18 protein-coding genes are annotated in these 24940 nt (G+C 63.1%); 4 read left to right on the forward strand and 14 right to left on the reverse strand.

Annotated elements, in window-relative coordinates:
* Positions 1 to 16: 16 nt before the first annotated feature.
* Positions 17 to 370 carry a VOC family protein gene (locus RPG13_RS12595; RefSeq protein WP_095483876.1) on the reverse strand — a complete coding sequence of 118 codons (354 nt, stop codon included), beginning with the start codon at positions 368 to 370 and terminating at the stop codon, positions 17 to 19.
* 213 nt (positions 371 to 583) lie between these two features.
* Here RPG13_RS12595 and RPG13_RS12600 point away from each other — a divergent pair, with 213 nt between their 5' ends.
* From RPG13_RS12600 to RPG13_RS12615, 4 genes are all read left to right on the forward strand, one after another.
* Positions 584 to 1192 carry a TetR family transcriptional regulator gene (locus RPG13_RS12600; RefSeq protein WP_095483877.1) on the forward strand — a complete coding sequence of 203 codons (609 nt, stop codon included), beginning with the start codon at positions 584 to 586 and terminating at the stop codon, positions 1190 to 1192.
* A 74-nt stretch (positions 1193 to 1266) separates the two neighbouring features.
* A complete protein-coding gene (locus tag RPG13_RS12605) occupies positions 1267 to 2406 on the forward strand; it encodes an efflux RND transporter periplasmic adaptor subunit (RefSeq protein ID WP_442921388.1) in 1140 nt (379 codons plus the stop codon).
* Between the two features lie 349 nt (positions 2407 to 2755).
* Entirely contained in the window at positions 2756 to 5902 is a 3147-nt protein-coding gene (locus RPG13_RS12610; RefSeq protein WP_095483879.1) for an efflux RND transporter permease subunit, read from the forward strand.
* Positions 5903 to 5986: 84 nt separating this feature from the next.
* Positions 5987 to 7480, forward strand: coding sequence for an aldehyde dehydrogenase family protein (locus RPG13_RS12615; RefSeq protein ID WP_337125148.1), 1494 nt, complete (start codon positions 5987 to 5989; stop codon positions 7478 to 7480).
* Between the two features lie 164 nt (positions 7481 to 7644).
* Here the strand turns inward: RPG13_RS12615 and RPG13_RS12620 are convergent, their stop codons facing one another.
* The 13 genes from RPG13_RS12620 to RPG13_RS12680 all read right to left on the reverse strand — a co-directional run bounded on the left by RPG13_RS12620 (position 7645) and on the right by RPG13_RS12680 (position 24878).
* Positions 7645 to 9354: an APC family permease gene (locus RPG13_RS12620; protein ID WP_292651039.1), complete on the reverse strand. Its 1710-nt coding sequence runs from the start codon at positions 9352 to 9354 to the stop codon at positions 7645 to 7647.
* Between the two features lie 358 nt (positions 9355 to 9712).
* Positions 9713 to 12082, reverse strand: coding sequence for a DUF1989 domain-containing protein (locus RPG13_RS12625; protein WP_337125149.1), 2370 nt, complete (start codon positions 12080 to 12082; stop codon positions 9713 to 9715).
* Between the two features lie 389 nt (positions 12083 to 12471).
* Positions 12472 to 13458 (reverse strand): IS5 family transposase, encoded by a 987-nt coding sequence (locus RPG13_RS12630; RefSeq protein WP_126103272.1) that lies wholly within the window; start codon positions 13456 to 13458, stop codon positions 12472 to 12474.
* A 90-nt stretch (positions 13459 to 13548) separates the two neighbouring features.
* Positions 13549 to 14178: a sarcosine oxidase subunit gamma gene (locus RPG13_RS12635; protein ID WP_128244276.1), complete on the reverse strand. Its 630-nt coding sequence runs from the start codon at positions 14176 to 14178 to the stop codon at positions 13549 to 13551.
* A complete protein-coding gene (locus tag RPG13_RS12640) occupies positions 14171 to 17155 on the reverse strand; it encodes a sarcosine oxidase subunit alpha (protein ID WP_337125150.1) in 2985 nt (994 codons plus the stop codon). The genes RPG13_RS12635 and RPG13_RS12640 overlap by 8 nt, the downstream gene beginning before the upstream one ends.
* Positions 17155 to 17430: a sarcosine oxidase subunit delta gene (locus RPG13_RS12645; RefSeq protein WP_127206127.1), complete on the reverse strand. Its 276-nt coding sequence runs from the start codon at positions 17428 to 17430 to the stop codon at positions 17155 to 17157. Before RPG13_RS12645 ends, RPG13_RS12640 begins: the two co-directional genes overlap by 1 nt.
* A gap of 16 nt (positions 17431 to 17446) precedes the next feature.
* Positions 17447 to 18700 (reverse strand): sarcosine oxidase subunit beta family protein, encoded by a 1254-nt coding sequence (locus RPG13_RS12650; RefSeq protein WP_292648031.1) that lies wholly within the window; start codon positions 18698 to 18700, stop codon positions 17447 to 17449.
* 92 nt (positions 18701 to 18792) lie between these two features.
* Positions 18793 to 20100, reverse strand: a complete 1308-nt coding sequence (gene glnT / locus RPG13_RS12655) for a type III glutamate--ammonia ligase (RefSeq protein WP_292648028.1) — start codon at positions 20098 to 20100, stop codon at positions 18793 to 18795.
* 40 nt (positions 20101 to 20140) lie between these two features.
* The gene (locus tag RPG13_RS12660) at positions 20141 to 21469 is read right to left on the reverse strand and encodes an FMN-binding glutamate synthase family protein (RefSeq protein ID WP_337125151.1); all 1329 of its coding nucleotides are present in this window, start codon (positions 21467 to 21469) and stop codon (positions 20141 to 20143) included.
* A 6-nt stretch (positions 21470 to 21475) separates the two neighbouring features.
* Positions 21476 to 22207, reverse strand: coding sequence for a GXGXG domain-containing protein (locus RPG13_RS12665; protein ID WP_292503059.1), 732 nt, complete (start codon positions 22205 to 22207; stop codon positions 21476 to 21478).
* Between the two features lie 4 nt (positions 22208 to 22211).
* Positions 22212 to 23108, reverse strand: a complete 897-nt coding sequence (locus RPG13_RS12670; protein ID WP_292648024.1) for a class II glutamine amidotransferase — start codon at positions 23106 to 23108, stop codon at positions 22212 to 22214.
* Positions 23109 to 23239: 131 nt separating this feature from the next.
* On the reverse strand, positions 23240 to 23458 hold the full coding sequence (locus RPG13_RS12675) for a hypothetical protein (RefSeq protein WP_095483890.1): 219 nt from the start codon (positions 23456 to 23458) through the stop codon (positions 23240 to 23242).
* Between the two features lie 22 nt (positions 23459 to 23480).
* Complete coding sequence (locus tag RPG13_RS12680; RefSeq protein WP_127289679.1) at positions 23481 to 24878, reverse strand: ammonium transporter; 1398 nt, start codon at positions 24876 to 24878, stop codon at positions 23481 to 23483.
* Positions 24879 to 24940: the final 62 nt, after the last annotated feature.

Below are 24940 nucleotides of genomic sequence, written 5' to 3' on the forward strand. Positions count from 1 at the left end.
GATGACCGCAATTGGGCTAGCGAAGATGCGTGAGCACGTTGAGCAGCTTTCCGGTCGGGTCGGCAATGAAGAAACGTCTCACGCCCCACGGTTCGTCGGTCAAATCGTAGACCACCCTGCAACCGATCTCTTTTGCGCGAAGATACACCTCGTCCACATTGTCGACCTCGATCGACAGATCGGGCACGGGGGTGCCTGAGCCGCCCTCGCTGGCGATGCTGATCTGAGGGATGGTTGTTTCGCGGGACGCCAGCGTGACGAGCCACCCGTGATCCATGACGGCGTCGAGCCCGAACAGGTCGGAATAGAACTTCCGAACATCCGGAATGCTGTCCGTTGCGATATTCGTGACGATGCGCAGTACGGTCATCCCAGGATCTCCTTTTCCGCGGCTCAGCATAGATGGCGAGGGGCCCGTGCACTGCCCGCAGCAGGCTTCATTAACGCTGTTCACGCCGAGTGGTGTCAACAGATGTCACCAGTCGCCCAAGACCGATAATGTCACGTGTTGACATTCCGTCGATTTCGAATTACGAGTGACGAAATTCAAAATTCGTCATTCGTAATGAGCTGATGAAACAAGATGTATGATACTCTCGATACGACGGCCGACCTGGTCCGGCAGGAGAATGTCGCGCGCATCCTCGATTGCGCGGAGCGACTGTTCCGCCACTACGGCTACGGCAAGACCAATGTCGCCGACATAGCGCGTGAGCTCGGCATGTCGACGGCCAACATCTACCGTTTCTTCGCCTCCAAGGTCGAGATCCACCAGGCCGTTTGCGGCCGCATGCTCGCTACCTGCTACCAACTGACCTACGACGCCTGCCATAGTCCCGGAACCGCCAGCGAAAAGCTTCGCCGCTACGCGCAAACCCACTATCAGTGGACCCGTGACACCATGCTCGACCAGGAGAAGGTGCACGAGATGGTCGTCGTTGCCATCGAACGCGATTGGCATGTCATCGAGAAGCACATCGACCGGATCCGCAGCCTGGTGGCGGAGGTGATCAGCGACGGGATCGCAGCCGGCGAGTTTGCCGACCAGGATCCGGAAGTCGCTTCGCGGTGCTTCGGCGCAGCTATCATCACCCTCTGTCACCCGCAGATGGTCGCCCAGTGCCTTGCCAAAGAGAACCGGGCAATGCCGGACGATCTTATCGAGTTTGCGATCAGGGCCTTGAAGAAATGACCGGCGGCGTCCGTCGGTCCTCGACAATTCATCTCCAGTTCGGGAGTACGCAAGTGCCTTTGTCCAAATCCATTATGAACAGGCTGTCGGCCGTCGGTCCGGCTCTGGTCGTCGTCGCGGCGCTCGGGCTCGCCGGCTGCTCGCAAGAAAAAGTGGAAGTCAAGGACATCATTCGGCCGGTCAAGGTCGTCGAGATCGCCAAGGCCAACGATACCCGTGAGCTTTCCTACTCCGGATCGGTGCGCGCCCGCACCGAGATGAATCTCGGGTTCCGCATCAACGGCAAGATCACCGAGCGCCTGGTCGACATCGGCCAGCGCGTGAAGCCGGGCGACGTTCTGGCCCGCATCGATCCCGCCGACTATGACCTTTCGGTCAACAGCGCCGAGGCCAGCCTCGAGGCCGCCGAGCGGCAGGTCGAGACAACAGGCCTTGCCCGTCGTCGTGCCGAACAGTTGTTTGCCAAGAACTTCGCGTCGAAATCGCAGCTCGAACAGGCAACGCTCAGCTATGACCAGGCGGTCGCCACCCGGAATTCCGCCCGCTCAACGCTTGACCAGGCGAAAAACCAGGTCCTCTACACCGACCTCAAGGCGGACAGGAACGGCATCGTCACATCAGTAGCCGCCGATGTCGGTCAGGTGGTCGGCTCCGGCACACCGGTTGTGACTGTTGCCGTCGATGGCGAAAAGGAAGTGCTGATCGCCGTTCCGGAAATGGATATCGCCCAGTTCAAGCCGGGCAAGGACGTCAAGGCAGGCTTCTGGTCGGATGATGCGCTGACGCTCGACGGCAAGGTCCGCGAAGTCGCCGGCAGCGCCGATCAGCAGTCGCGTACCTTTGCCGTCCGCGTCAGCCTGCCCAACGATCCGCGCGTGCTTCTCGGCATGACCGCGAACATCGAAGCTTCGGCGGCCAACAACCGCCCACAAAGCGTATCGGTCCCGTTGAGCGCGCTGGCGCAAAAGGATGGCCAGCAGATCGTCTGGACCGTGGATCGCAACGGCGAGACCGTCCACGCGCGTCCGGTCAAGGTCGCCGAGTTCACCGCCGACGGCGTGCATGTTGCCGAAGGATTGAAACCCGGCGACGTCGTCGTTGTGGCGGGCACACAATTCATGACCGAGAATCTGAAGGTCAAGCTGACCGGCGATGCGGTGCAACAGTCCGCATCTGCGGACGATGATGGCGACGCCGCCAAGCGCGTGCGCTGACGGCCAAGAATAAAACGGCTTTTCCTCGCATCGGCGCAAGCCGCGAGGTCAAGCGGTTCATGGTTTCCGGGCGGCAGGTGCCCGATTGTCGAGACGTCGGGTCGATGTAACCCCCACATCGATCCTCGCGTCCCACCGCGATGAGTGTCTCTCCGCTCGGAAAGCCTCGCCGCCCGGAAGCCTGGAGCATGATCCGAAAAGTGGAATCCGGTTTTCGGATAAGATTATGCTCGAACAGGAAAGATGGAGCCCCATCCCGATCATGTCGGGATGGAACAGGCTCCAGCATTAGAAGTTCCGTGGGCATGCCACGTGCGTGCGCTGACGATCAGACAAATGGACTGGCGCTATGACCACCGACACCAATGAAAAGCGGCCCTTCAACCTTTCGCGCTGGGCAATCGGGCATCCGAGCATTGCGCGGTTCCTGTTCGGCCTGATCATCGTTGCCGGCGCGCTCGGCCTGATGCGCATGGGCCAGAAGGAAGACCCGGATTTCACCTTCCGCGTCATGGTCGTCCAGGCTGTCTGGCCGGGTGCCTCGATCCAGGACATGGAGGACCAGGTCGTCAACAAGATCGAGCGCAAGCTGCAGGAAACGCCGCATCTCGATTTTGTCCGTTCCTACACACGCGCCGGCAGCGCCATAATCACCTTGCAGGTGGAAGGCGACACCAACCCCGCGCAGGTCGCGGATGCCTTCTACCAGGTGCGCAAGAAGGTCGGCGACATCGCCAACGAGCTGCCTCAGGGGCTGCTCGGGCCCTACTTCAACGATGAGTTCGGCGACACTTTCATCACTTTGCATTCGATCAGCGGCGACGGCTACAGCTATCCCGAGCTGAAGAAATTAGCCATTCAGGCGCGTGACATGCTGCTGACGACGCCCGGCGTCGAGAAGGCCGTGATCATCGGCGACCAGCCGGAAAAACTCTATATCGACGTTTCGTCCAAGGCGCTTGCCGAGCGCGGCCTGACGCTCACCGACCTGCAGAACGCGATCAAGGGCCAGAACAATGTCGATCCGGCGGGCTCGGTCGATACCGGCACGAACTCAGTGCGCATTTCGGTCGAGGGCGACGTGACCAAGGCGGCCGATATCCGCGAACTTCGCCTGCGCGCCGGCAACCAGGTAACGCGCCTGGGCGACATCGCCACCGTGACCTCCGGCCTCGAGGATCCCTATCAGCGCAAATACCGCTACAACGGCCACGACAGCGTCCAGGTCGGTGTGGTCATGGCCAAAGGCTTCAATGTCACCGATGTCGGCAAGGACGTCGAAGCGACCTATCACCGCTTCGAAGAGGCGCTGCCTTACGGCGTTTCGGTCGATCAGATAGCCGACCAGCCGGAAGTCGTCAGGGAAGCGGTGGGTGAGTTCATGAAGGCGCTTGGCGAGGCGCTGCTAATCGTGCTTGTCGTCTCGTTCCTGACGATCGGCTGGCGTTCGGGCCTGGTGATCGCGATCACCATTCCGCTCGTCCTGGCCGCTACCTTCGCCATCATGTACGAGATCGGCATCGATCTGCAGCGCATTTCGCTCGGCGCGCTGATCATTGCGCTCGGCCTGCTCGTCGACGACGCGATGATCGTCGTCGAAATGATGGAACGCAAGCTCGAGGAAGGACTGGTCAAGGTCGAGGCTGCGAGCTTCGCCTATACCTCGACGGCCTTCCCGATGCTGACCGGAACGCTGATCACCACCGCCGGCTTCATCCCGGTCGGCTTCGCCGCCTCGACGGCCGGTGAGTATGTGCGCACGCTGTTTTATGTCGTCGGCATCGCGCTGGTCGTGTCCTGGTTCGTGGCGGTCTATTTCACGCCGTGGCTCGGCAACATGATCCTCAAGCAGCGAAAGCACGCCGGCAACCATCACGATGTCTTCGACACGCGCTTCTATCGCCGGCTTCGCGCCACCGTCAGCTGGTCCGTGCGCCACCGCATCATCGTGCTGGTTATGACACTGGTGACCTTCGCAACCAGTCTTTGGGCATTCCAGTTCATCCCGCAGAATTTCTTCCCACAGTCGTCGCGTCCGGAAATCCTTGTCGACCTCTGGCTGCCGGAAGGCACCAGCATCAAGGAAGTCGAGACGCAGGCCAAGGCGCTCGAAACCAGGATGATGGACGACAAGGACAAGCGCTTCATCGCCACCTATATCGGTGAGGGCGCGCCGCGCTTCTTCCTGCCGCTCGACCAGCAGCTTCGCAATCCGAATTTTGCCCAGCTTCTGGTGATGGCCAATGACGAACCGGCCCGCGAACGGCTGATCGTCAAGCTGCGCACCATTCTGGCCGAGGATTTCCCGTCGATCCGCGCCAAGGTCGACCGCCTGTTCCTCGGGCCGCCCACGGGCTGGCCGGTGCAGATGCGCGTCATGGGTCCGGATCGCCAGGAGGTGCGCCGCATCGCCGACGAAGTGAAGGCGAAGTTCCAGGCAAATCCGCTGCTCGGCGCCGTTCACGACGACTGGCTCGAGCCGGTGCCGGAGATGAAGCTGGTGATCGACCAGGATCGCGCCCGTGCGCTCGGCGTCACCTCGCAGCGCATTCGCCAGATGCTGCAGGCGACCATGTCGGGAGCGCCGCTCGATGATTTCCGCGACGGCGAGGAGACCGTTTCGATCGTCGCCCGCGAGCCGGAGGCGAGCCGTCACCTGCTGTCGGCGGTCGACTCCGTCTCTGTCCCGACGGATTTCGGTGGCTTCGTGCCGCTGTCGCAGGTCGCCAAGGTCGTCCCGGTGTTGGAGCAAGGCGTCGAATGGCGGCGCGACCGCCTGCCGACCATCAGCGTGCGTGCCACGCTGCCGGATGGCGTGCAGTCGAACGATGTCGTGATGAAGATGTACAGCGAGATGCAAGGCCTGCGCGACGGTCTGGCGCCCGGCTACGCCGTCGAGATCCAGGGCGGCGCCGAGGATTCGGCCGAAAGCCAGGCCTCCATTGCTGCGAAAGCTCCAATCATGCTGGCCGTCATCGTCGTGCTGCTGATGATCCAGCTGCAGCATTTCGGCAAGGCGATGCTGGTGCTGGCGACCGGTCCGCTCGGCATCATCGGTGCAGCCGCAGCACTTTTGATCAGTGGCGCGCCGTTCGGCTTCGTCGCCATCCTCGGCGTGATCGCGCTGCTTGGCATCATCATGCGCAACTCGATCATCCTGGTCGACCAGATCGACCAGGATATAGCGGCCGGCATGGAACGCTCGGAGGCGATCATCGGCTCGGCGGTTCGCCGCTTCCGGCCGATCATGCTGACGGCGCTGACGGCGGTCCTGGCGCTGATCCCGATTTCGCGCGGCGTCTTCTGGGGTCCGCTCGCCTACGCCATGATGGGCGGCATTCTCGTCGCCACAGTGCTTACCATCCTCGTGCTTCCGGCAGCCTATGCCTTGTTCTTCGGCAGGGAGCGCAAGAAGGCCAAGGACGTGGAGCAGGCGGCCGAGCCGGAGCTGGCAGACAACGACGACAGGCCGCGACTGCCTCTGGCCGCCGAATAGAGTGGCGGCCGAATAGAGCTGTTGGCAGATGTGATATCCAGGGGTTAAATCCGCCCACCGGCAGGAGCGCTGGAGGAGGACGTCATGACCATAGCTCAGACACCGGTGTCACTGCGCCGGCCGATCGACGGACGCCATCGCCAGATGTTCGTCGATGGCGCCTGGGTCGACGCCCGCTCGGGCCGCACCATGGAAACCCGCAATCCGGCCACCGGTGCGGTCATTGCCACGGTGCCGCGCAGCGATCGCCAGGATATCGAGCTGGCGGTGGCCGCGGCGCGCAAGGCCTTCGACGGGCCGTGGAGCCGGTTCAAGCCCTATGAGCGGCAGGTGCTGCTCCTCAAGATCGCCGACCTCTTCGAAAAACATTGGGAGGAGATCAGCCGCTCGGACACGACCGACATGGGCATGCCGATCGTGCGCACCCGCGCCAACCGCAACCGTGTCATCGGCATGCTGCGCTATTACGCCGGCATGGCGACGTCCCTACATGGCGAGACGATCGAGAACTCGCTGCCGGGCGAGATCGTCTCCTTCACCCGCAAGGAGCCGGTCGGCGTCGTCGGCGCCATCATCCCCTGGAACGCGCCGACCGCCGCATCAATCTGGAAGATCGGGCCGGCGCTGGCCACCGGCTGCACGGTGGTGCTGAAACCTTCCGAGGAAGCGCCGCTGACGCCGCTGCTGATCGCCGACATCATGAACGAGGCCGGCGTTCCGCCAGGCGTCGTCAACATCGTGACCGGCACCGGCGCCGAGGCAGGGGCCGCACTCGCCGAGCATATGGGCGTCGACAAGATCGTCTTCACCGGCTCGACGGCGACCGGCCAGTCGATCGTCCGGGCGTCGGCCGGCAACCTCAAGCGGGTCTCGCTGGAGCTTGGCGGCAAGTCGCCGGTCATCGTCTGCGCCGACGCCGATCTCGACAGAGCGGTGCCGGTGGCGGCGATGTCGGTGTTCGCCAATTCCGGCCAGATCTGCATCGCCGGCTCGCGCCTGTTTGTCGAACGCTCCATCCATGACGAGTTCGTCGAACGGCTGGCGGCCCATGCCAAGGGTCTCAGGATCGGCGACGGCATCGACCCGGCAACAGAGATCGGCCCGCTCGTCTCCGAAAAGCAGCTGCAGCGGGTCGCCTCCTATCTCGAAGCCGGGACGGCGGAGGGCGCGACCCTCGTCACCGGCGGCACGCGCCTCGTGGAAGGCGCGCTTGCCGCCGGCAATTTGGTCGCGCCGACGGTCTTTGCCCATGTCACGGACGACATGAAGATCGCACGCGAGGAAATCTTCGGACCGGTCATTTCGGCGCTGCCGTTCGATACGCTCGATGAGGCAGTCGAGCGGGCCAACAACACGCCTTATGGTCTCGCGGCGGGGGTCTTCACCCGCAATGTCGCCACCGCGCACCAGCTATCACGAAAAATCCGCGCCGGCTCGGTCTGGGTGAACACCTACCACGCCATCGATCCGGCCGTGCCGTTCGGCGGCTACAAGATGAGCGGCTACGGCCGCGAGGGCGGCGTCGAGCACCTCGACGAGTATCTCAACACCAAGGGCGTGTTCATCAAGATCGACTGAACAGTCCGCCGAATAGGCCCTGAAACGAAAAACCCGCCTCGGCGGCGGGTCATCGGTGCGAATCAGCATTACAGCTAAATTAGTAGCATAACTGCAGGAACAAAGCAAGAACAAAACATGCGGGGATCAAGCGTGCATCGCGCGCTTGATCCCTTGAGGCGGGGTTAGATGACGAACAGCCAGTTGGCGAGGAGCATCACCACGACGCCGGCGATCAGCGTCAGGTAGGGTAGGATGCCCGCCTTTCTGACGGCGAGATCGGACGACGTCATGCCGAGGTCAGCCAGCATGTGGTCGGGGAATTTGCCCTTGTCCTGGACGTAATGCCGGAAGCAGAACACTGGGATGATGAGGGCAGCCGTGATCAGCCCTGCCCACAGCGCCATCGGGTTCCAGATCTTTGCACCGGCGCCCATGAAGATCATGTTGACATAGGCAAGGACGGCGCCGAGGCCAAGCAGCCAGCTCGGTGCCTTCCACGGTCGCGCGATATGGCCGTTGTCGATGCGGTGGATCCATCCGGCATTGAGGTTGAGGAAGTTGAAGATGATGTATCCGCAATTCGACACGGCGAGGATGAAGAAGAAGCTGGTTGCGTCGGCCGAAGCGATGGCCAGCACGAACAGATTGAAGATCAGGTCGGTCCACATCGCCCGGGTTGGGGCGCCATGCTCGTTGACGTGGCTGAGATAGCGCGGCAGCCAGCCATCGACCGAGCCCTGGTAGAGCGTGCGCGAGGAACCGGCCATCGCCGTCATGATGCACAGCACCAGCGCCAGGATCATCAGCATCACCAGCAGGCTATGGATGAGCTGTCCGCCGCCGACCATGCCGGCCAAGGCATCGGCAACACCGGAGCCATCGACGATCGGGGTCGCCAGCATGCCGTTCAAGCCGAGCACGCCCTGGAAGGTGAACGGCACCAGGATGAACAGCAGCATGCACAGCAGGCCGGAATAGAAGATCGCCTTGAAGGTGTCGGTGCCGGGATTCTTGAACTCGGACGTGTAGCAGACGGCTGTCTCGAAACCGTAGGTCGACCAGGCGGCGATGAACATGCCGCCGAGAACGAGCGTCCAGCCAGCGATGTTCCACGCCCCGGGCTCCGGCGCGTAGGCGGCCGCCAGCGGCACCAGTGGCGAAAAATTCGCCCAGTCGATCTGGCCGGTGACGATCGGCACGACGCCGACGATCAGCATCGGGATGATGACGAACAGGCCGATGTATTTCTGCACGTTGGCCGTGCCCAGGATGCCGCGATGCTGGATGGAGAAGATGATCAGCATCAGCACCGCGCCGATGAAGAAGGTGGCGTTGAAGGTGAAGGAAACCGGACCCAGCGTGTGACCGTAGAGCGTCCAGTTGCGGATCGCCGGTGTGGCGGCCGCGGTCACCGCCGCGATGGCGTCGGCGGCACTCGTTCCGGCATTAGCCGCGATATAGGCGGCGACTTCCGGCGAGGTGTCGGCAAATAGCGGCACCGGCGCCAGCGCGTTGAGGATGTAGGCGGCAGCGATCGAGCAGCCGAGCGACAGCACCGGCGACCAGGCGAACCAGTTGCACCACACCGAAAGCGGCGCGATGAACTTGGAATAACGCAGCCAGGCGGTAGCGCCATAGATCGAGGCGCCGCCGGACTTGTTCGGAAACAGGCCGGCGATCTCCGCATAGGTGAAGGATTGCAGGAAGCCCATGATCATGGACATGGTCCAGATCAGGAAGGCCAGCTTCCCGGTCGTGCCGGCAATGCCGCCGATCGAAAACAGCACAAGGGCGGGAACGCCGCTTGCCACCCAGAAGGCACCGCGCCAATCGATGTTCCGGTGCAGCTTCCCTTCGGCAGGCGGCACCCAGGCAGAGACTATCGTGCTCATTTACGTGAATTCCCCATTTTTGATGTTCCCCATCGGCGACGGCCGACACCTCGCGATGCGTCACCGACGCACGCGTTGAACGACCTCAGGCGTTTTCCGCTCAGTAGTATTTTTTTCTTGGCAGTGAAGATTGATCCGTCACGCTTTCACGTCAAGCGTTTTTGTGAAGCTGTGCACAGCGCGCTTACGAAACACGCTCTTACCTTCTCCTGTTGAGGGAGAAGGTGGCCTCGCGAAGCGAGGTCGGGGGGTGATTCAGCTTGGCACCGACAGCACTCCGTCCAACACCCCTCTTCCGTCTCGGCGCTGCGAGCCGGTCCACCTCCTCTCACCGGGGAGAAGGCAAGGGATGCTGCCGTCAGGAACGCGGTCTGGTCTTCTGCGGGTCGTAATGGGCGAAGGCGACGACGCGCGCCGGCAGCCGCTTGCTGTGGCCGTCGAGCTTGCCGATCTCGACCCCGGTGCCGATGGCGGCATGGGTGACATCGAGCCTGGCCAGCGCGATGTTCTTGTTCAGCACCGGCGAGCGCGTGCTCGAGGTGACCTCGCCGATCTGGGCGCGGCCGACATGGACGCAATCGCCATGGCCGACCGCGACATTGGCGTCGATGTCGAGGCCGACCAGCTTCTTCTGCGGGTTTTCCTTGCGCCGGATCAGCGCCTCGCGGCCGATGAAATCGTCGGCCTTGGTCTTCAGCGGCACGGTGAAGCCGATGCCGGCCTCGAACGGATCGGTCTGGTCGGAAAATTCATAGCCGGCAAAGATCAGCCCGGCCTCGATGCGCACCATGTCGAGCGCCTGTAGTCCCATCGGCTTCAAGCCATGCGGCTGGCCGGCCTCCCAGATGGCGTCGAACACCTTTTCGGCGTCACGAGGATGGCACCAGATCTCGTAGCCGAGCTCGCCGGTGTAGCCGGTGCGCGAGACGACGACCGGAATGCCATTGCCGCCGCCGATGCGGGCAACGGCGAAGCGGAACCATTCGAGCTCCTCGATTGATGGCTGCAGCGGCGAGGTCCAGATGATCTCCTTGAGGATGTCGCGGCTCTTCGGTCCTTGCACGGCGACATTGTGCATCTGGTCGGTGGACGAGCGCACCAGCACGTTGAGGCCGAGCTTGGTCGCCGTCTCGCGTAGCCATTCGCCGGAAAGATCGTCGCCGCCGACCCAGCGGAAATTGTCCTTGCCGAGCCTGAGCAGCGTGCCGTCGTCGATCATGCCGCCATGCTCGTAGCACATGGCCGAATAGACGACCTGGCCGATGCCGAGTTTTTTCACGTCGCGGGTCAGGGTGTATTGCAGCAGCGCTTCGGAATCCGGGCCGGTGACCTCGAATTTGCGCAGCGGCGACAGGTCCATGATCACGGCATCTTGCCGACAGGCCCAGTATTCGTCGATCGGACCCTCTTTGGCGAAGGAATTGGCCAGCCAATAGCCCCTGTACTCGACGAAGTTGCGGGTTTGCTTGGCAAAGCTCGAATGAAATGATGTCTCGCGGGTCATTTTCGGTTCCGAATCGGGCGTCATGCGTCTGGCGATCGCTCGCGAGAATTTGTGCTGGCCGGAATAGGTCCGCACATGGATGTCGGTCAGGTTCCAGCCATTGGCCGGCGTGGTGTCGTCAGGGCAGGCGGACGAGACGCAGACGATGTCGGTCAAGGCGCGCAGCAGCACATAGTCGCCCGGCCGCGACCACGGCTCGTCCGACACCATGACGCCATGCGCGTCGATCGCCGTGTTGAAGAAGAAGTTGATCGCCATCCAGCCGGCGCGGGGGTTCACTCCCTTGTCCGACAGCGCGCGGTTGAAATTCTCCGAGCAATTGGGGTGACCGGGATAGCCGATGTCGTCGTAATATTTGGCGGCGCAAGCGAGCGCAAACGCATCGTGCCGGCCGCATGTGTCCTGCACGACCTCGACCAGCGGCTCCATGTCCTGGTCGTAATATTTCGAGTGCAGGCCGGGCATAGGATAGCTCGAGCCCATCAGCGTGCGGGTGGTCGTCACGTCGAGCGGATGGTCGCGTCCCTTGTCCAGCTTGCGCGCCGAAAAGCACTGGAAGTCCGTGCATTGGCGCCCGTCGACATCGATGATCTGCAGATAGTCGCCCGCCCTAACGAAGTAGGATTCCGCGGTCGCCGAATGGACGCGCAGATCGAGCACCGGATCGGCGAGCGGATCGCCCAATTGCGACTTCGCCGTCGGACGGATCGTGGCGCGGCGGACGATGACGCTGAGCGGCGTCGCCGTGTCGTGTCCATCAACCAGCATCGGCCCGCCCGGGGCGGCGATCAGCATCGACCCGCCGCGGGCGACGGCAAAACCCTGTTCGGTGCCGGCAGGGGTGGCGCCGCCGAAGACGCGGACCGCCTTCGCCTGATCAAGCTGCACCTGGCGTCGCTCCAGCCCCCGGCGCAAGGAAGCGAGGCTGTCGTCGCCAACGGCCAGCAGCGCCTTGATGCCGGCGGCATTGCTGTTCGATTTCTCGCCTAGAATGTTGGGGTCGGTCGCGCCGCTCTTGTCCCATGCCAGCAGCTCGCAAGCCTGCCCGCCTTCGACATTGCGCACGCTGATCGTGTCGCCGGCCTCGATCTCGATGAGCACCGCGCCATTGCCTTGGACGCAATAGCGCTCCATGCCGGCCGGCAGCGCGATCTGGCCGGGCCGCAGGATCAGGCTCGGCCGGGGCGGTCCGGCTGCGACGGCGGGGTAGGGCGACTGGCTCATCTCGACCCTGTGTCTTGAGAAACAAGTTTGCCTGTGTGTGAAATTATTTTAGCAGCAAGAATAGGCGGCAAGGCCGGATTTGGCAAGGTGAAGGTGGCACGCCTGCTCTTCCTTCTCCCCCTGTGGGAGAAGGTGGCCGAGCGAAGCTCGGTCGGATGAGGGGTGCTCCAGCTAGGCATTGCCGCACTCCGTCCAACACCCCTCATCCGTCTTGGCGCTGCGCGCCAATCCACCTTCTCCCACAAGGAGGGCTTTGCACGGGGAGCGAAGTGGATTTCGGTGGTCAGTGAGGGCCTTTTTGAAGGCCGGCAGAGCGGTTTTCCGCGGCCCTTGCGGGGCCTTTGTCGGTTTAGGCAGCCATCCTGCCGGATTGTGGACGCACTCCTCCCTCATGTCCGCCTCTCATCGGGTGGATAGAGGACGCCAATCATGGTGCGCAGATTGTAAGCGCAGGCGGCCAGTATGCACTGCGTGCGGTTGGTGGCGAGGTTGAAGAAGCGCAGGCGTCGCATGCCGTAACGCTCCTTGAACACGGCGAAAGGCCGCTCCACTGCCGCCCGCACCTTGGCGATCAGCCGGTTGCGCAGCTTGTGGCGCGGCGGCAACTCGGGGTGATGCTTGTTGGGCCGCCGCATCAGCCGGTCCTTAATGTTGGCGGCGGCGAGCCGGGCATGGCGGGCGTGGGTGTAATAGGCTTGATCGCCATAGGCCGCCTTCTCGTCGCCGCAGATCAACTGGTCGGCCGGCTCGGTGTCGGTGACCGAGGCGTCGCTCGCCTCGACACGCCGGATCAAGGTGTGCTCCTGGTCGACGCCGATGTGCATCTTGTAGCCGAAGGTGCTCTTCTTGCCCTTCTTGCCCCAACGCGCATCCTTGTCGGCCGACGGCTTGACCGGACCTTGGTGGCCCTTCTTCGGCTGCTTGGGCGGACGGCCACGAGCCTGCAGGAACGTGGCATCGACCAAGGTGCCGCGCTTGACGATCAGGCCCTTCTCCTCCAGCTGACGGTTGATCTCCTCAAAGACCTTGTCGATCAGTCGCTCACGCGTCAGCTCCTCGCGGAAGCGCCACAGTGTCGAATGGTCGGGCGTGCGGTCCGAAAGGCTGAAACCGGCAAAGCGGCGGAACGACAATCGGTCCCGGATCTGCGCCTCAAGCGCCGGATCGCTCAGCCCATGCCACATGCCCAGCAAAAGACAGCGCACCAGCGGTTCCGCCGGATAGCTGGTGTTGCCCGAGCCAGGACCGCTGCGCTGACCCAGCAATGTTCGGATCGGCGCCCAGTCCAGTTCCTTCGATACTAGGTCGAAAATCGTCTCATCCGACGCCGCCAGACCGTCCGCCAGACTCAACTGACCCAAAACACGATCCGCCATCCCGAATCTCCCTGCTCCAACCTTCACCACAGAATCACCGTTCGGCTTCTGTGCAAAGGTCTCACAGGGGGAGAAGGGAAGAGGCAGGCGCTACCCCAATTCCTCTGAATACCCGATCTCGACCCCATACTCGGCGGCCGCGTCGAGTATCGTGCGCCACAGGCTTTCCGCGAAGGTTGCAAACACCAGAAGATTGAACACCGCCTGACCGTCCGGCCGGTCATAGCCACGCCAGAGATTGACGCTGGTATGGTCGATCGATGTCGCGGCGGCAGTGCCGGTCGGAAACGCCGCCGGGTGCTGATCGATCGACGACAATTTCGCCAGCATGGCGCGCGTCTTGGCACCCGAGACCCTGATCAGGGCGCGCGCATGCGACTGGTCGGACAGTGAGGCCGATTGCGAGAACGCCTCGCTCAACGTATCGATCGTGTGCTTGCCGCCCTTCGACAGAACGAAGAACTGATCCGGTCCCGACCAGATGAGCGTCACGTCCGAAGCGCTGACCGCCTTCGGCATATCCGGAGCCGCCATGCCGAAACGGACTTCCGCGGCGCTGGCCAGTTCCGCCCCTTTGCCGCGTCGCGCCATCACCTGGACGAGGTCGAAATTGCGGATCTCGGTGAGCGAAATGCCCGGTTCGACGTCACGCGCGCCATAGTCGCCCACGACAAGCGCGTGCTCCAGCGGACTGCGGGAAACCCAGGAAAATTCAGCCACGCTGGCGCCCTCCATCCGGATCGTAGAAGACGGGATTGCACAGCTCGACATCATAGTCTTCGCCGCGCAGCGGGTCATGCGCATGAACGATCTCGCCGATCCGCTCGCGGCCGCGCTCGACAAGTGCCAGCCCGATCCACTGGTCGAGCGTCGGCGAGAAGCAGACCGACGTGACATAGCCCTGGTCGTTGGCGGAACCCGGTATCTCGCCCTTCGGAATGATATGCGCGCCGGCGCGCAGGCGGCGCGCTCTGTCCGTCGACTTGATGCCGACCACGACCTGCCGGTCGGGAGCGACCAGCGCCTCGCGTCCGGCCATGACGCGGCCGATGAAATCCTTCTTGGTCGACATCATCTTGCCCAGGCCGAGATCGGCAGCGGTGGTGGTGCCGTTCAGCTCCGGTCCGGCGACATGGCCCTTTTCGATGCGCATGACGCCGAGCGCCTCGGTGCCGTAGGGCATCACGCCGAATTGCTTGCCGGCCAGCATCAGGTTGCGCACAAGCGCGTCGCCATAGCGGGCCGGAACGGAGATCTCGAACGCCATCTCGCCGGAGAACGAGATGCGGAACAGCCGTGCCCTGATGCCACCGCGAAGCGCGACTTCGCGCGCGCCCATGAAGGGAAAGCCCTCGTTCGACAGATCCTCGGCCGGATCAACGATTTCCCGAAGCAGATCTCGGGTTTTCGGCCCGGCGATAGAGAATTGCGCCCACTGGTCGGAGACGGAGGTCAGCTGCACGTCGAGTTCAGGAAACAGCACCTGCCGGCAGAATTCGAGATGCTGCATCACCGGGCCGGCCTTGGCGGTGGTGGTGGTCAGGAAATAATGATCCTCGGCCAGCCGCGACGTGGTGCCGTCGTCATAGACGATGCCGTCCTCGCGCAGCATCAGCCCGTAGCGGCCTTTTCCCACGGCGAGACTGGAGAAGGTGTTGATATAGACGCGGTCGAGGAAGGCGCCGGCATCCGGGCCGTGCACATCGATCTTGCCGAGCGTCGAGACATCGCAGAAGCCGACGGCAGAGCGCACCGCCTTGACCTCGCGGGTGACCGATTCCAGCCAATCCTTTTCGCCGGCGCGTGGGTACCATTGCGCGCGCTTCCACAAGCCGGTGTCGACGAACACCGCGTCCTGTTCAGCTGCCCAGTGATGCGACGGCGTCAGTCTTGTCGCATGGAAGGTCTCGTCGCGATGATGGCCGGCAAAGGCGCCGATGGCGACCGGCACATAGGGCGGACGGTAGATCGTCGTGCCGGTCTCGGGGATGGATCTGCCTGACACCGCCGCCATGATGGCGAGGCCGGCGACGTTCGAGGTTTTGCCCTGGTCGGTGGCCATGCCGAGCGTCGTATAGCGCTTCAGATGTTCGACCGATTCAAAGCCTTCGCGCTGCGCCAGTTCGATGTCGGAAGCGGTGACGTCATGCTGGTAGTCGACAAAGGCTTTGCCTTTACCGGCGACATGCCAGAGCGGGGTCAGCGAAAATGCCTCGTCGTCGGCGACGGGCGGCATGCCGGCGTTGCCGCTGTGTCCGACGCTCTGCGCCGCCGCAGCACCCGCGGCAAATCCTTGGCTCAGGCAGGCGCCGAGGCCGAAGGCGCCATTGGCGGCACCGGCGGCCACCATGCCAGGAGGGGCGCCGTCCGGCACGAAGGCCGATATATCGTCCTGCCATTTCGGCCGGCCGCGATGGTAGGAGGTCAGCCCGACTGCCGGATTCCAGCCGCCTGAGACGGCAAGCCCGTCGGCTTCGACTTCCGCACGGGCGCCGCCGGCAAGCGACACCGAGATTTTCCGGACGCCGTCCTTGCCGCCTTCGACACCGGCAACCGAACCGTTCAATACCGGAAACTCGGCTTTGGCGGCGAGAGCGCGATGCTTGGCTGACACATCCGGGCGTGCATCGACGACCGCTGCGATCTGCAATCCGGCGCCAAGCGCGGTCTCGACAGTCCGCCAGCCATCCTCATTGTTGGTGAACAGCGCGATCCTCTTCGCAAGGGTTGCCGCATAGCGCTCGACATAGGTCCGCATTGCCGAAGCCATCATCACGCCGGGCGTGTCGTTGCCGGCAAAGACGATCGGCCGTTCGATGGCGCCGGCGGCAACAATCGAGCGCTTTGCCACGATCCGCCACAGCCGCTGGCGCACCTGATGCTCCGGCGGGGAGGGCAGATGATCGTTGACCCGCTCGATCGCGCCATAAGTGCCGCCATCATAGACGCCGAACAGTGTCGTGCGGTTCATGATGCGGACGTCGGGCAGCGTCGTGAGCTCGGCCAGCGTGCGGGAAATCCATTCGGCCGCCGGCATGCCATCGATCGTGCCGCCATCGGCAAGCAGGCGGCCGCCAAGGGCAAAATCTTCCTCGCACAGGATGACGCGGGCGCCGCTGCGCCCGGCGGCAAGCGCTGCCGCCAGCCCGGCCGGGCCGGAACCGGCGATCAAAACGTCGCAATACGCCCAGGCCTTGTCGTAATGGTCGGGATCGGCGACGCCAGCTGCGCGGCCAAGACCGGCGGCGCGGCGGATCGCCGGCTCGTAGATCGCTTCCCAGAATTTCGCCGGCCACATGAAAGTCTTGTAGTAGAAACCGGCAACGAAGATCGGCGCGAACAGCTGGTTCACCGCCATCAGATCGTGGCGCAGCGACGGCCAGCGGTTCTGGCTGGCGGCTTCGAGACCATCGTAAAGCTCGGCCGTGGTCGCTTTGGTGTTTGGCTCGCGGCGCCCCCCCGTTCGCAGCTCGACCAAGGCGTTGGGCTCTTCCGAGCCAGCGGTCAGGATGCCGCGCGGCCGGTGGTATTTGAACGAGCGGCCGACCAACTTGACGCCATTGGCAATCAGCGCCGAGGCAAGCGTGTCACCCTCGAAGCCGGCAAAGGTTTTGCCGTCGAAGCGAAAATTAAGCGGTGCCGAACGATCAATGAGACCGCCGCTCTCCAGCCGGTGTGTCTGTGCGCGACTGACCATCAGGCCCCAACCTTGGCGGCGCCGACGCCCGCCGCCGGCTCGACCGACGAAATCTCGTGTGTCAGCGTGTTGCGGGTGATCTTCAGCCAGGCCCGGCAGCCGCCGCCATGATACCAATGCTCGGTCGTCTCGCCGGCAATGTTGTCGCGCAGATAGACGTAGTCGAAGACGTCGTCCTCCGAGGCGCCGGCCGCCGGACGCACCGGCTTGGCGTCGCCCAGATAGGTGAACTCGCCGAGTTCGCGTTCGCCGCAGAAGGGACAGACAATACGCATGTTTTCTGGACCGTCCTCAGTGCAGGTTCGGTTGGGCGCCGACGCCCTTTTCATCGATCATCGCGCCGCGCCGGAACCGGTCGAGGCGGAATCGCGCCGCCTCCTTGTGCGGTTCGTCGCGGGCCAGAAGATGGGCAAAGACAAGACCGGAGCCGGGCGTCGCCTTGAAGCCGCCATAGCACCAGCCGGCGTTGAGATAGAGTCCGTCCACCGGCGCCTTGTCGATGATCGGCGAGCCGTCCATCGACATGTCCATGATGCCACCCCATTGCCGCAACAGGCGCACGCGACCGATCATCGGCATGAGCGCCATGCCGCCCTCGCACACGTCTTCCATGACTGGCATGTTGCCGCGCTGGGCATAGGAATTGTAGCCGTCGATGTCGCCGCCGAAGACCAGCCCGCCCTTGTCGGACTGGCTGACGTAGAAATGGCCGGCGCCGAAGGTCATGACGTTGGGGATCAGCGGCTTGATCGCCTCGGAAACGAAGGCCTGCAGCACATGGCTTTCGATCGGCAGGCGCAGGCCCGCCATCGCCGCGACGCGCGACGAACTGCCGGCAACGGCCATGCCGACCTTGCCGGCGCCGATCTTGCCGCGTGTCGTCTCGACCCCGGTCACCTTGCCGTTGGCGTCGCGCGAAAAACCTGTCACCGCGCAATTCTGGATGATGTCGACGCCGAGTGTACTCGCCGCATGGGCGTAGCCCCAGACCACGGCATCGTGGCGTGCCGTGCCGCCGCGCCGCTGCAGCAGCCCGCCTTGCACGGGAAAGCGAGCATTGTCGAAGTTTAGGAACGGCATCATCTTCTTGACCGCCGCCAGGTCGAGGAGTTCGGCGTCGATGCCGTTGATGCGCATGGTGTTGCCGCGCCGCGCATAGGCGTCGCGCTGCGCGTCGGAATGATAGAGGTTGATGACACCGCGCTGGCTGACCATCGTGTTGTAGTTGAGGTCCTGCTCCATGCGCTCCCACAGCTTCATCGACAGCTCGTAGAAGCCGGTATTGCCGGGCAGCCCGTAATTGGAGCGGATGATGGTGGTGTTGCGACCGGCATTGCCGGAGCCGATCCAGCCCTTTTCGAGCACGGCGACATTCCTGATGCCGTACTCGCTGGCCAGGAACCATGCCGTCGCCAGGCCGTGGCCGCCGCCGCCGATGATCACCACGTCGTAGTGATCCTTCGGGCTGGCGTCGCGCCAGGTGCGCTGCCAATTCTTGTGGCCGGAAAGTGCGGCGCGGGCGAGGGAGAAGATCGAGTGTCTCATAAATCTATTCCGAGGTCGCTCGCGCCACGCAGGGCCTTTCTTGACGCATCGGAATCATCCGAAAACCGCTTCACACTTTTCAGTCCGATGCTCTAGATATCCAGCGTGTGGTCACGCTCCCACTGGGTGAAGTGGGAAGCATAGGAATTCCATTCCTGGTGCTTGAGCTTTAGGTAAGCCGACGAGAATTCCTCACCCAGCGCCGCCTTGAGCGATTTGTCATTGTCGAACTCGCGCAATGCATCGAGCAGGTTGAGCGGCAGCTTCGGCGCGCCCTCCACCGTGTGTCCGAACTGGTACATGTCGATGTCGTAGCGCCTGCCGGGATCGGCCTTCGAGCGGATGCCGTCGAGGCCGGCGGCGATGATGACGGCCTGCAGCAGATAAGGGTTAGCCGCGCCGTCGGGCAAGCGCAGCTCGAAGCGGCCGGGGCCGGGCACGCGCACCATGTGGGTGCGGTTGTTGCCGGTCCAGGTCACCGAGTTGGGCGCCCAGGTCGCGCCCGAAATGGTGCGCGGCGCGTTGATGCGCTTGTAGGAATTGACCGTCGGGTTGGTGATCGCGGCAAGTGCCGAGGCATGCTTCATGATGCCGCCAAGGAAATTCTTGCCCTTCGCCGACAGGCCGAGTTCCATGGCATTGTCGGCAAAGACATTGGTCTTGCCGTCCTTGTCCCACACCGAAATGTGCGCGTGACAGCCATTGCCGGTCAGGCCGGGGAATGGTTTTGGCATGAAGGTGGCGCGCAGGCCGTGCTTTTCGGCAACGGACCTCACCATGAACTTGAAGAAGGAATGCTTGTCGGCGGTCGCCAGCGCATCGTCGAAGGCCCAGTTCATTTCGAACTGGCCGTTGGCGTCCTCATGGTCGTTCTGGTACGGGCCCCAGCCGAGCGCCAGCATGTGGTCGCAGATCTCGGCGATGACATCGTAGCGGCGCATCACCGCCTGCTGGTCGTAGCAGGGCTTTGACGCCGTGTCGTATTCGTCGGAAATCGTCTTGCCGTCCGGCGAGATCAGGAAGAATTCGGCCTCGACGCCGGTCTTGACATGCATGCCGTCGCCGGCTGCCTCGGCAATCAGCCGCTTCAGCGTGTTGCGCGGCGCCTGGGCGACCGATTTGTCGTCCATGATGCAGTTGGCGGCGACCCAGGCGACCTCCGGCTTCCACGGCAACTGGATAACCGAATCCGGATCCGGCACCGCCAGCATGTCGGGATGCGCCGGCGTCAGGTCGAGCCAGGTGGCAAAGCCGGCAAAGCCGGCACCGTCCTTCTGCATGTCGGCGATGGCCTGCGCCGGTACCAGCTTGGCGCGCTGGCCGCCGAACAGGTCGGTGTAGGATATCATGAAATATTTGACGCCGTTCTCTTTGGCGAATGCGGCGAGATCGTTCCCCATTATAGTTCCTCGCTTATGGAATTTTGGTGGCCTGATTGTCTTAGAAGCCGTTCTTCCCCGGTATCCAGTTGGTGCCGGCCAGCGGCACGCCGGCCATGGCGGCGGCTTCGATCGTGAGCGCGACGAGATCCTCGGGCTCGAGATTGTGCAGGCTGTTCTTGCCGCACGCACGGGCAATGGTCTGCGCCTCCAGCGTCATCACCTTCAGGTAATTCGCCAATCGCCGTCCGGCGGCGATCGGGTCGACCCGCTTCATCAGCTCGGGGTCCTGCGTGGTGATGCCAGCCGGATCGCGTCCCTCATGCCAGTCGTCATAGGCGCCGGCTGTGGTGCCAAGCTCGTTGTAGTCCGCCTCCCAGCGCGGGTCGTTGTCGCCGAGCGCGACAAGTGCTGCGGTGCCGATCGACACCGCGTCGATGCCGAGCGCCAGCGCCTTGGCGACATCGGCGCCGTTGCGGATGCCGCCAGAGACGATCAGCTGCACCTTGCGGTGCATGCCGAGATCCTGCAGCGCCTGCACCGCCGGCCTGATGCAGGCAAGCGTCGGCTGGCCGACATTCTCGATGAACACTTCCTGGGTTGCGGCGGTGCCGCCCTGCATGCCGTCGATCACGACGACATCTGCGCCTGACTTCACTGCAAGGGCTGTATCGTAGTAGGGCCGCGCGCCGCCGACCTTGACGTAGATCGGCTTTTCCCAGTCGGTGATTTCGCGCAGCTCCAGGATCTTGATCTCGAGATCGTCCGGCCCGGTCCAGTCGGGATGGCGCGAGGCCGAGCGCTGGTCGATGCCCTTCGGCAGCGTGCGCATTTCGGCAACCCGGTCGGAGATCTTCTGGCCAAGCAGCATGCCGCCGCCGCCGGGCTTGGCACCCTGGCCGACGACGATCTCGATCGCATCGGCCCGGCGCAAATCGCGCGGGTTCATGCCGTAACGCGACGGCAGATATTGATAAACCAGCGTCTGCGAGTGACCGCGCTCTTCCTCGGTCATGCCGCCGTCGCCGGTGGTCGTCGAGGTGCCGGACAGCGTCGCGCCGCGGCCCAAGGCTTCTTTTGCCGGGCCGGACAGCGATCCGAAACTCATGCCGGCGATGGTGATCGGGATTTTCAGCTCGATCGGCTTCTTGGCATGGCGCGAGCCCAGCACGACGCTGGTGTCGCAGCGCTCGCGATAGCCTTCGAGCGGATAACGCGAGATCGAGGCACCGAGGAACAGCAGGTCGTCGAAATGCGGCAGTTTGCGCTTGGCGCCGGCGCCACGGATGTCGTAGATGCCGGTCGCCGCCGCGCGGCGGATCTCGGAGAGCGTGTAGTCGTCGAAGGTCGCGGATTTGCGCGGCGTCGTCGGCGGGTTGCGATAGGTCATGCTGCCTCAATACGCGTCGGCGTTGTCGATGTTGAAATTGTAGAGCGTGCGCGCCGAGCCGTAACGCTTGAACTCCGCCGCCTTGACGTCGGTCACCCCGGCGCGGTCGAGCAGGCCTTGCAGGAGTTCCAGATGCTCGGACCGCATCTCCTTGGCGATGCAGTCAGCGCCGAGGCTTTCGACCTTGCCGCGCACGAAGAGCCGCGCCTCGTAGATGGAATCGCCGAGTGCGTCGCCGGCATCGCCCAGCACCACCAGATTGCCGGACTGCGCCATGAACGCTGACATGTGGCCGATATTGCCATGAACGACGATGTCGATGCCTTTCATCGAAATGCCGCAGCGCGACGACGCATTGCCTTCGATGACCAGCAACCCGCCCCGGCCGGTGGCGCCGGCATACTGGCTGGCATCGCCTTTCACCGTTATCGAGCCCGACATCATATTCTCGCCGACGCCAGGTCCGGCCGAGCCATGCACGGTGATGGTGCTGCCGTCGTTCATGCCGCCGCAATAATAACCGACGCTGCCGCGGACATCGATGGTGATCGGCTGGTCGACCCCGACGGCGACCGAATGGCTGCCTTTCGGATGAAGCACCTCCCAGGCGGTCTCGTTCGAACCAGGGGTCAACTCGTGAAGTGCCTGATTGAGATCGCGCAGCGGCATTTCGCTGAGGTCGAAGACCCGTGACGCATGGCTCTGGTCGAGTGCTTTGGAGACGTTGATTGCCGGCATGGACTCAGTGCTCCCAGAAATAGACGGTTGCGGGCTCGGGTTCCCAGACCCTCGCATTGTCTATGCCGGGCAGTTTGGTGAGCGCGCGATATTCCGAGCCGAAGGCGACATACTGGTCGGTCTCGGCCATGACGGCGGGCTTGCAGGCGATCGGATCGCGCACCACGCCGAAGCCGTTCTTGGTGCCGACGACGAAGGTGAAGAAGCCGTCGAGGTCGCTCAGCGTGCCTTCCAGCGCTTCACCGAGATTCTTGCCATGCGCCATCTGCGACGAGAGATAGGCGGCCGCGACTTCGGTGTCGTTCTCGGTCTCGAATGTCATGCCTTCGCGGATCAGCTCGCGGCGGACATTGTTGTGATTGGACAGCGAGCCATTGTGCACAAGGCACTGGTCGGCGCCGGTCGAGAACGGATGCGCGCCCATCGTTGTGACAGCCGATTCCGTCGCCATGCGGGTATGGCCGATGCCGTGCGTGCCGGTCATGCTGCGCACGTCGAAACGATCGACGACAGCTTCCGGCAGGCCGACTTCCTTGTAGATCTCGACGACGTCGCCGGCCCCCATGATGCGGACGTCTGGACGAAGCGTCTGGATCGCCTCGCGCGCTTCATCGATTTTGGCGGGCGTGGTCCTGACGACCGCATGCGTCGACTTCACCGCAATGCTGACCGGGGCTCCGATCGCCTTGGCCAGCTCGGCGTCGAGACCGCGGAAGTCGCGCTCCGGCTTTGCCGACTGGATAGTAATCTTGGCCTCGTTGCCTGTTGGCGCGCCGTAGATGGCGATGCCGGCGCTGTCGGGACCGCGATCGCTGAGCGAGATCAGCATCTGCGACAACATCGAGCCGAGCTGAGGCTCGAGCGACTTGTCCTTCAAAAACAGTCCGACGATTCCGCACATGTCAGGCTCCCGAGGTGAGGTATGATTAGGTGCTACCAGCTTCATGAGTCGAATTCAACTCGCATGAAAGTTTTTTTCATGTTGGACAAGTCGTCTGGCGCAAATGACGCGCCAGACGACCCGATGACGACTTAATGGCGGTCGATCGCCTTTCTCGTTTCCTCTCCGGTGCGATCCGCAGCCATATCGGCTTCGATTTCAGCGCTCTCGTGGCGCGTCTGGAGGACGTGCCAACCGATCCAGAAGACGAGGCCGATGATCACCATCACGACTTCGGAACCCTGAAACGGGTAGATCGCGCCGACGTCCTTGAGGTCCACGGCCCAGCTTTCCATTCCATTAGTAGACATTGCGGTTCTCCTTGTCCGTTGACTATTTGATCATGGCCTTTTCGGCGGTTCCCACTTCGCGGACCGACGCCTCGAAAGCATGGTTGAGGGCAAAGTCGACGCCCTCGAGTTCCACCTTCGCCGGCACGCGCAGGAGGTTCATGCTGTTGAGGATCTTGCAGACTACAAAGGTGGGGACGAAACCGAGCATGAACATCAGCACCGCACCAGCGAAATTGCCGAGCGGGTTGATATGCGCGAAGCCCTCGTAGGGCGAGGATGGCTGTCCCCACAGCATGAAGCCCGCCACCACGACCCCGAGGAATCCGCCATAGCCATGCACGGCAACAGCGCCCACCGCATCGTCGATCTTGAAGCGGCGCTCGACGAAATAGTGCAGCTTGTAGCAGATGGTCGGGATGATCGCGCCGATCAGCAGTGCCTGGATCGGGTGATAGAGGTCGTTGCCGGCCGAGGTTGAGATGACGCCGCAAAGCCCCATGGAGAATGTCCAGAAGGGATCGCCTTTCGAGACGATGTAGCCGGCCAGCATACCGCCCGATAGCGACATCAGGAAGTTGAAGGTGATCGCCGAGAGCGTGGTCGGCGCAAGATAGATGTTGGTTGCCGTCCAGGTTTCGCCGGTGATCTGGCCGGCAATCGTGGCCGGGCTGATCAGCGGAATGTTGCACGCGGCATAGAAGCCCCAGAAGCCGGTGAAGATCAGGAACAGGCCGATCGTGACCAGCCAGACATTATGGGGTGGGATGTCGCGCGCCGTGCCGTCGGGCCTGAACTTGCCGATGCGCGGACCGAGCACGATGAGAAAGGCGAGCGCCGCTCCGCCTGCGATCGCGTGCACGACCCCCGATGCATAGGCATCATGATAGCCCCAGAGCTTCACCATCCAGCCCTGCGGATGCCAGCCCCAGGACGCGTCGAGGATCCACAGGACCGAACCGACCAGCACCGCGACGATCCAGAACGCACCCGAGCGCGCGCGCTCTATGATCGAACCCGAGATGATTGACGCCGTCGTGATGGAAAACAGCAGGAAGGCGCCCCAGAACACGCCGTTGAGGCGGTGCCACAGCGCAGCATCGGTAGGCGTGACCCCCGTCTCGCCTGGATTGACACCGGAGAGGTGGGTGCCCATCAGCGGATTCCATGGTTCGGCAAATGGTGCGGTGACAAGTCCGCCCGCGATGCCCGGCCCGTTGGGGAAGCCGAAATAGATCCACCAGCCGAAAAAATAGAACGTGATCGTGACGAGTGGGATCGCCATCGCGTTCTTCATGAGCGTTTTCAGGTGATTGCGCCGACGCGACACGCCGACCTCGTACATGCAGAACCCGACATGGATGAGGAACATCATGACGATGGTCACCCAGTAATAGAACTCCGTGAAAATGGTCGTTAGAGCGTTGAGATTCCCTTCCATTTCATGTCCCCTCCGTTTAGTTGCGTTCCTTGCCTCTCAGTAAAACTTTTTGCATCTTAGTA

Origin of the sequence: Mesorhizobium sp. ISC15 (genome assembly GCF_037162615.1) — a bacterium.
GTDB lineage: Bacteria > Pseudomonadota > Alphaproteobacteria > Rhizobiales > Rhizobiaceae > Mesorhizobium > Mesorhizobium mediterraneum.

What these genes read in the sequence shown, in the direction of transcription:
- RPG13_RS12595 (WP_095483876.1), bottom strand. Translation starts at nt 370, where the DNA reads ATGACCGTACTGCGCATCGTCACGAATATCGCAACGGACAGCATTCCG.
- RPG13_RS12600 (WP_095483877.1), top strand. Translation starts at nt 584, where the DNA reads ATGTATGATACTCTCGATACGACGGCCGACCTGGTCCGGCAGGAGAAT.
- RPG13_RS12605 (WP_442921388.1), top strand. Translation starts at nt 1,267, where the DNA reads ATGAACAGGCTGTCGGCCGTCGGTCCGGCTCTGGTCGTCGTCGCGGCG.
- RPG13_RS12610 (WP_095483879.1), top strand. Translation starts at nt 2,756, where the DNA reads ATGACCACCGACACCAATGAAAAGCGGCCCTTCAACCTTTCGCGCTGG.
- RPG13_RS12615 (WP_337125148.1), top strand. Translation starts at nt 5,987, where the DNA reads ATGACCATAGCTCAGACACCGGTGTCACTGCGCCGGCCGATCGACGGA.
- RPG13_RS12620 (WP_292651039.1), bottom strand. Translation starts at nt 9,354, where the DNA reads ATGAGCACGATAGTCTCTGCCTGGGTGCCGCCTGCCGAAGGGAAGCTG.
- RPG13_RS12625 (WP_337125149.1), bottom strand. Translation starts at nt 12,082, where the DNA reads ATGAGCCAGTCGCCCTACCCCGCCGTCGCAGCCGGACCGCCCCGGCCG.
- RPG13_RS12630 (WP_126103272.1), bottom strand. Translation starts at nt 13,458, where the DNA reads ATGGCGGATCGTGTTTTGGGTCAGTTGAGTCTGGCGGACGGTCTGGCG.
- RPG13_RS12640 (WP_337125150.1), bottom strand. Translation starts at nt 17,155, where the DNA reads ATGGTCAGTCGCGCACAGACACACCGGCTGGAGAGCGGCGGTCTCATT.
- RPG13_RS12645 (WP_127206127.1), bottom strand. Translation starts at nt 17,430, where the DNA reads ATGCGTATTGTCTGTCCCTTCTGCGGCGAACGCGAACTCGGCGAGTTC.
- RPG13_RS12650 (WP_292648031.1), bottom strand. Translation starts at nt 18,700, where the DNA reads ATGAGACACTCGATCTTCTCCCTCGCCCGCGCCGCACTTTCCGGCCAC.
- glnT (WP_292648028.1), bottom strand. Translation starts at nt 20,100, where the DNA reads ATGGGGAACGATCTCGCCGCATTCGCCAAAGAGAACGGCGTCAAATAT.
- RPG13_RS12660 (WP_337125151.1), bottom strand. Translation starts at nt 21,469, where the DNA reads ATGACCTATCGCAACCCGCCGACGACGCCGCGCAAATCCGCGACCTTC.
- RPG13_RS12665 (WP_292503059.1), bottom strand. Translation starts at nt 22,207, where the DNA reads ATGCCGGCAATCAACGTCTCCAAAGCACTCGACCAGAGCCATGCGTCA.
- RPG13_RS12670 (WP_292648024.1), bottom strand. Translation starts at nt 23,108, where the DNA reads ATGTGCGGAATCGTCGGACTGTTTTTGAAGGACAAGTCGCTCGAGCCT.
- RPG13_RS12675 (WP_095483890.1), bottom strand. Translation starts at nt 23,458, where the DNA reads ATGTCTACTAATGGAATGGAAAGCTGGGCCGTGGACCTCAAGGACGTC.
- RPG13_RS12680 (WP_127289679.1), bottom strand. Translation starts at nt 24,878, where the DNA reads ATGGAAGGGAATCTCAACGCTCTAACGACCATTTTCACGGAGTTCTAT.